This window comes from Aeromonas sp. R10-2, assembly GCF_040908445.1.
GTDB lineage: Bacteria > Pseudomonadota > Gammaproteobacteria > Enterobacterales > Aeromonadaceae > Aeromonas > Aeromonas veronii.
This window is the reverse complement of sequence record NZ_JBFODS010000049.1, coordinates 24,630-31,249: the sequence shown is the minus strand read 5'-3', so window position 1 is coordinate 31,249 and position 6,620 is coordinate 24,630. Positions and strand designations below refer to the sequence as shown.

Genomic DNA, 6,620 nt, shown 5'->3' with positions numbered 1-6,620 from the left:
CATGTACAGGATCTTTAGCAGCAACCAATTGAAATAGATATAAAAATGGCTTCGATTGTGATCTGATTTTATCGCCAAACAAAACCGCCACGCACGAAGCCATGACCATTATCGATGCCAACCACTATCTTGAGCAACTTCTCTCTCCTGCCGAACTCGACCGCATTGCCCGTGACTGCCAATTTTGCTTGCGCAAACGAGCCATTACGCCTGCCATGCTGGTGACTGCACTCTTGCGGGCACTTGGCTGCGACCAGGTCGATGGTATCGCTGGATTGCACCATCATTTCAATGCCTTGCAACTGGTTGATGCCCATCAGGTTTCCTACAAGCCCTTTCACAACCAGTTGCGCAAAGCGTCGTTCGCCCTGTTCATGAAGGCGCTGGTTGAACGGGCTATCGCCTTGCGTATCGGCCAACAGATGAAGACTGCATCCCTTGGCGCATTCAAACAGGTGTTGTTGCAGGATGGTACTTCCTTTGCCGTCCACAAAAGCCTGGCCGAAGTGTTTCCGGGAAGGTTCAAGACCATTAGCCCGGCGGCAATCGAGTGTCATATGCTCATGTCTCTATTGGAGCAAAGTCCAGTTTGCATGCAGGTCTCTGCCGATACGGCGTCAGAGCGCCAGTTCCTGCCTGAGCCCGAGCGGCTCAATAACAGCCTGCTGTTGGCGGACGCGGGTTACATCGATATGGCCTACTTTGCGAAACTAAACGAGGCGGGCGGTTTCTATCTGGTCAGGGGTAGTAAGAGCCTGAACCCGAAGATTATCCGGGCATGGCGCGGTGACGAACGGGAAGTGCCGAAGCTGGCGGGCCTGTCACTCAAGGATGCTGGACGGCGGCACTGTCGGGCAGAGGTACTGGATATGGTGGTGAAATCGGGCAAGTTCGAGTATCGGCTGATCCGACGCTGGTTTGCCGAGGAGAAACGGTTCTGTATCTGGATGACCAATCTGCCACGAGAGGCATGGCCAGCAGAGCGGGTGATGAGCCTGTACCGCTGTCGTTGGCAGGTGGAGCTGCTGTTTAAGGAGTGGAAGTCGCACAACCGGCTCAAGGGCTTTGTGACAGGTCAGAAAGCCATTGCCGAGGGGCTGGTGTGGGCCAGCCTGTTGTCGCTGGTGATGAAAAGACGGGTAGCTCAGACGCTGATGGGGGACGGTTTATCCACACTGAAAGCGGCGAAAAATAGCGGAACCTGGTGGTTCCCGTTATTGGAAGCGGTGGCTCATCGGGTGTTGGTGGAAATAAGAGAGCGTCTGGAATGGGCTGCCGTTTACTTGGCGAAAAATGCCCGTCGAACCAAGCAGCGAAAATCGATACAGAACAGGACCTTAGAAGGAATTTCAAATGAAGTGTTTTCTTAAGGTCCTGTATATGAGGTTCGATTAGCGAAGCGTAATCGGACGATCGAGATGCCGTTGTTCCGGTGTTTCCATGAATCAGCGGTATCTGGCAGAGGGAAAATATGGATGGCCGTTATCGCGGAGAATTGATTGACGCGAACGTCCGATTACGCCTGACGGCTAATCGAACCTACGAGCTACTAGCTGGATCCTAGCTCTATCTTCATTTTATTTATTAAGTTACTGCGAATCACCTGATTTTCATTACCTAAAGAAACTAAGAGTTCGGTGTATTGTTGTTGCTTATTTTGATCCAGCATACCTTCTGTTGTAGCAAGGAACTTCATCATCTCGATTGAAACATCGTTTAACTTCTGAAGATTATCTGTGAGCTGAGTTAGTAATATATCTGTATCCTCAGATGTAACCAGCCTTAACTTATTCGTCTGGTTCTTCATCTCAATAAATGTAACGCTTAGCTCATTACATAAAAGCAACACACCGGAAAAATATTCTGAAAAAGAGGTTCTAGCTAGGTTTTCTGAGCCATTTGATGCTTCGAGTGATTGGAGAAACCTTGATATCATCGGCATAGCTCGTTCTTTTAAGATTACCTGCCCTTTACTTTGGTAACGGTCTAACTCTGAACAAAAATCAGAATATAGTCTACTTTTTTCTTCATACTGATATTTGCGCCGTTCAAACTCCAAGTTGTGTTGTTTTTTAACTTCTTCAATTTTAATAACAAACTCAGTCTCGACTGAACGCTTTTCTTGCTCTAGCTTACGAATATCTTCTAGCATCGCCTTATTTTCAGCTTTCTTCTTCGAATATGCGATTAGGTATCCAGAGAGACAGCCAACCAAGAAAATAACAACATTTAATGCGCTTAATTCCAATTATTTCTCCTTTAACCATTAACATGATTGTATGGAAGGTGGTACCAATCCGTTAATAGTACCTTCCATATAACTCGAGATCGCCTTGAAAGTCGTCACGAAAATTCATTTTAAATCAAAACCTTGTCGACTAATTTCTGGTACTTAACGCACTTACTAAGCGTCTTCCTTTGGCTCTATTTTTGGCCATTTGGCGAAAATACACTTTTGGGGCGGCAACGGAAAGCGCTATCTGGCCTCCTTCTCATAAACAAGTCAGTAGTGTGATCGGGGATATATATCAAAAGATCGAAGGAGTACCTCGGCCAGCAATTTGCTGACGGCGAACCCGACCGGGAGGAGGGCGGGCTTGTCACCCTCTGAGGCAGGTCACTGAATCGGGGGCGCTGGCGTGGTTAAATGGTCGGCTCACATCTTGCCGGATATTGCTGTGACCATGCCATCTGACCTTCAGCCGCTGCTCGCTTGGCCTGACTATCTGCAGGCATCCTGGCTGCGCTGCGCCCACCAGACCAGTGCCACCCTCTGGCATCCGCCCCACAGCGCCAAGGGGCAGACCTTGCTGAGCCTGCGCCAGCGCAAGCGCGACCTGCTCACCACCGGCGAGATGGCCCTCGAGGATCTCTACGAATTTATGGAGGGGCGCCCCTGCGCCCTGCTGCTCACCGACGAGAGCGGCTGCCTGCTGGCCCAGACCGGTCACCCCGACACCCTGCGCGAGCTGGCGGCGCTGGGGTTTGGCCCCGGCGCCTTCTTCAGCGAGGGGCGCATCGGCACCAATGCCATCAATCTGGCGGCGCTGGAGGGGGTACCGCTCTGCGTCAGCGGCCCCCAGCACTTCAACCAGACCCTCCACCCGTGGCACAGCTGCGCCAGCCCGGTCTACAACAGCAATGGCCGTCAGGTCGCCATCATTGCGTTGATTTGCAAGGTGGAGGAGGCTAGCGCCGGCGATCTGGCGCTCACCGTCAGCGCCGGGCGCGAGCTGGCCCATCTGCTGCAGATGGAGACCCTGATGCAGGAGTCCCAGCACCACCTGAGCGAGCTTTACGCCCTGCTCGATGGCATGGATGACGGCGTGCTGGCCTGGGACCCTCAGGGGCGCTTGCGCTACCTCAATGCGCTGGCGGCCCACCGGCTGCGGCTCGATCCGGCGCTCTGTCTCGGCCAACCGCTGGAGCAGCACCTGCTGTTGCCCCAGCGGTTACAGTTGGCCATCAAGGGCCAGACGCCGCTCAGCCATGTGGAGGTGACGCTGGAGCGGCTTGGCGCGCAGGAGGGGGAGTTTATCAATGCGCTGGTGAGCCTCAAGCCGTTGCCGGGGCCGGAGGGGGTCAGCTTTATCGCCCTGCTGCACCCGGTCGATCGGCTGCGGGCCATTCATCAGCTGCGCCAGACGGTGCCCGAGCTGTCGGCGCTGGTGGGGGAGTCGAGCGCCATGCGCAAGCTGCTGCGCTACGCCCGGCAGGCGGCCCAGAGTCAGGGGCCGATCCTGCTGCGCGGCGAGGAGGAGGTGGGCAAAGCCCAGCTGGCGGAGGCAATCCACTTTGGCAGCGAGCGGGCCGCCGGGCCGCTTATTACCCTCAACTGCAAGGCGCTGCCGAGCGAGCGGATGGCGCTGGAGCTGATGGGCTCCGACGAGGCGGGGCAGGAGCGGGCGGGCAAGTTCGAGCTGGCCCACGGCGGTACGTTAGTGCTGGAGCAGGTGGAGTGCCTCTCTGCCCCCATGCAGGCGGCGCTGCTGCAACTGCTCAAGACCGGCCGCATCCAGCGCTTCGATTCGGCCCGCATTCTGCCACTCAAGGTGCGGATCATCGCCACCAGCAGCGCCCCGCTGGAGCAGCTGGTGCAGGAGGGGCTGTTTGGCCGCCAGCTGCTCTATGCCTTGCAGGCGTGCGAGTTATGGCTGCCGGGGCTGCGAGAGCGCGCGGCGGATCTGCCGGGCCTTATCAGCCAGCAGCTAGGGGCGCAGGGGCGCGAGCCGGTGCGCCAGTTCAGTCCGGCGGCCCTCGATTGTCTGCTGGCCTATCCCTGGCCCGGCAATCTGGGGGAGCTGCGCAGCGCCGTCGAGCATGCGCTGCTTCACGCCGGTCAGGGGCCGATCCCGCCGGAGGCGCTGCCCGCCGCCATTCGGCACGGCTATCAGCGGGTAGCGGATGAGGTGGTGGGGCAACCGCTGCTCACGCTGGCGGAGCTGGAGCGCCAGGCCATCTTGCGCTGCGCCCATGCCTGCAAGGGGCAGGTGAGCCAGATGGCCCAGCATCTGGGCATCAGTCGCACCACCCTCTGGCGGCGGCTCAAACTGCTCGAGATCGATCCCGCCGACTATCACGGCTGACGGCGAGTCGAGCCATCGCAAACCGGCCCGCAGAAAACGAAACGGCCCCGCAGATGCGGGGCCGTTTTTATATGGCAAGGTCAGTGGTGGCGCTGCTACAGCCCCAGCTGGTGGGCGGTGACGATGGCCGCCAGCACATCCTCGGCAGTGACCTTGAACGGCATATTGTGGATGGTCTCGCCCTCGGCGGTGGAGGCTTTGGCCACCTCCATCAGGCGCGCCATATCCAGCTCCTTGACCCCCATCATATGCAGGTTGGTCGGCAGGCCCACAGAGCGGCAGAAGGCCAGTACGGTTTCGATCTCCGCCATAGGTGCATTCTCCAGCACCAGCTGCACCAGGGTACCGAATGCCACTTTTTCACCGTGATAGAGGTGGTGACACTCGGCCAGCTGGGTCAGGCCGTTGTGGATGGCGTGGGCGGCGGCCAGACCGCTGCTCTCGAAGCCGATACCGCTCAGGTAGGTGTTGGCCTCGATGATGTTCTCCACCGCCTTGGTGCAGAGCCCCTGCTCCACCGCCAGCTTGGCCTTGTAACCATCGGCCAGCAGGGTCTTGTAGCAGAGCTCGGCAATGGCCTGCGCCGCCAGCGTGGAGGCTCCACCGGCCATGGTCTGGCAACCGGAGACCTTGTTGGCCCGCGCCTCGAAGTAGGTGGAGAGCGCATCCCCCATGCCGGAGACCAGCAGCCGCACCGGGGCACGGGCAACCACGCCGGTATCCATGATGACCATGTTGGGGTTGGTCGGGATCATCAGGTACTCGCTGAACTGCCCCTCCGGGGTGTAGATGACCGCCAGCGCGCTGGTGGGGGCATCGGTGGAGGCGATGGTCGGCACTATGACCACCGGCACCTGCTGGTAGAAGGCGACCGACTTGGCGGTATCCAGCGTCTTGCCACCGCCGATGCCGATGATGACGTCAAACGGGGTCTGCTTGCAGCGAGCCAGCAGGCGATCTATTTCGGGGCGGGAGCACTCGCCGTTGAAGCAGTCAAATTCGGGCTGGATGCCTGCCCCGTGGAAGCTGGTGGCCACGGTATCGCCAACCAGCTTGGTGACGAAGGCGTCGGCCAGGATCAGCGGCTTGGCGCCGAGCGCCTTGACGTAGTTGCCGATATTGGCGAGGGCCCCGTTGCCTTGCACGTATTTGCTGGGGCTGATGATGATGCGGTCCATATTTTATCCCTCTCTCTAGTTCATAAGACATCTTTTGAAACTAACAGGGGCGAAGGGGCGGCAATGCCGGGGACTCCTTCGTCTTGAATAGGGCTGCACCGGCTCAGCAAGCGGGTGCAGCGCCTTGAAACAGTGGCGTCAGTCGCCGAAGCGCTCCGCAGCCAGCTGCTGGAAGCAGGCCAAGGCGGCCTCGGCATCCTCCCCGCGTGCCAGCAGGATGAGTCGGTCACCCTGACGCACGTTGAGCATGGTGAGCCGGGTCAGGCTGCGGGGGTTAGCCTCTTTCTCCTCCTTTTGCAGCCTGAGTTCGGCGGCAAAAGGCTTGAGTGCAGCCACCAGGCGGGCGGCAGGGCGCACGTGCAGGCCGTGGGGGTTGTCCACCACCACCTCGCAACGCAGCCAGCCGTCGTCGGGCGCAGGAGCGGCCTCGACATCCTGCGGCTCCGCCTTGCCCGTCAGCATCGCCTGTTTCGGGCCCAGCGCACCGAGCGCCTCGGCGGCGACCTCGTCCAGCGTCAGACCGGATCCGGCCGCCACCACGGCGGCCAGGGTGCCTTCGACCAGCGGGGCCGGGCAGAGCCGTACCCGAGCACTCAGCTCCGGGGGCAACAGCTCGAGGGCGGTCTCGGCGCTGAGCAGGGCGCTGCCCAAGTCCATCAGTACCAGCACGCCGCTGCCGTCATCCGCTTCTTCAATCGCACTCATCACGGCAATGGCGTCGGTGCCGATGGGGTGGTCGGGGTCATCGACCCCGGCCGCCAGCAACAGTTTCGCCGGGCTGCCCAGCTGGTCGGCCAGCGCTTTCAAGCCGGCAGCCAGCATGGCGCTGTGAGAGACAACTACGATTCCGATCATG

General features: G+C 59.1%; 5 protein-coding genes. 2 read left to right on the top strand and 3 right to left on the bottom strand.

Going from position 1 to position 6,620, the window contains the following annotated elements; translation table 11 throughout:
• The first annotated feature begins 101 nt into the window (after nucleotides 1–101).
• A complete protein-coding gene (locus tag AB5Y97_RS11225) occupies nucleotides 102–1,370 on the top strand; it encodes an IS4-like element ISAeme4 family transposase (RefSeq protein WP_041206016.1) in 1,269 nt (422 codons plus the stop codon).
• Nucleotides 1,371–1,549: 179 nt separating this feature from the next.
• Here the strand turns inward: AB5Y97_RS11225 and AB5Y97_RS11220 are convergent, their stop codons facing one another.
• Entirely contained in the window at nucleotides 1,550–2,248 is a 699-nt protein-coding gene (locus tag AB5Y97_RS11220) for a hypothetical protein (protein ID WP_139443054.1), read from the bottom strand.
• Nucleotides 2,249–2,684: 436 nt separating this feature from the next.
• On the opposite strand from AB5Y97_RS11220, the gene dhaR reads away from it, so the two are divergent.
• Entirely contained in the window at nucleotides 2,685–4,586 is a 1,902-nt protein-coding gene (gene dhaR, locus AB5Y97_RS11215; protein ID WP_201948136.1) for a dihydroxyacetone kinase operon transcriptional regulator DhaR, read from the top strand.
• Nucleotides 4,587–4,681: 95 nt separating this feature from the next.
• Here dhaR and AB5Y97_RS11210 read toward each other — a convergent pair whose 3' ends face one another.
• On the bottom strand, nucleotides 4,682–5,764 hold the full coding sequence (locus AB5Y97_RS11210; protein WP_368157900.1) for a glycerol dehydrogenase: 1,083 nt from the start codon (nucleotides 5,762–5,764) through the stop codon (nucleotides 4,682–4,684).
• A 138-nt stretch (nucleotides 5,765–5,902) separates the two neighbouring features.
• Nucleotides 5,903–6,619, bottom strand: a complete 717-nt coding sequence (gene dhaM, locus AB5Y97_RS11205) for a dihydroxyacetone kinase phosphoryl donor subunit DhaM (RefSeq protein WP_368157898.1) — start codon at nucleotides 6,617–6,619, stop codon at nucleotides 5,903–5,905.
• Between the last annotated feature and the right edge of the window lies 1 nt (nucleotide 6,620).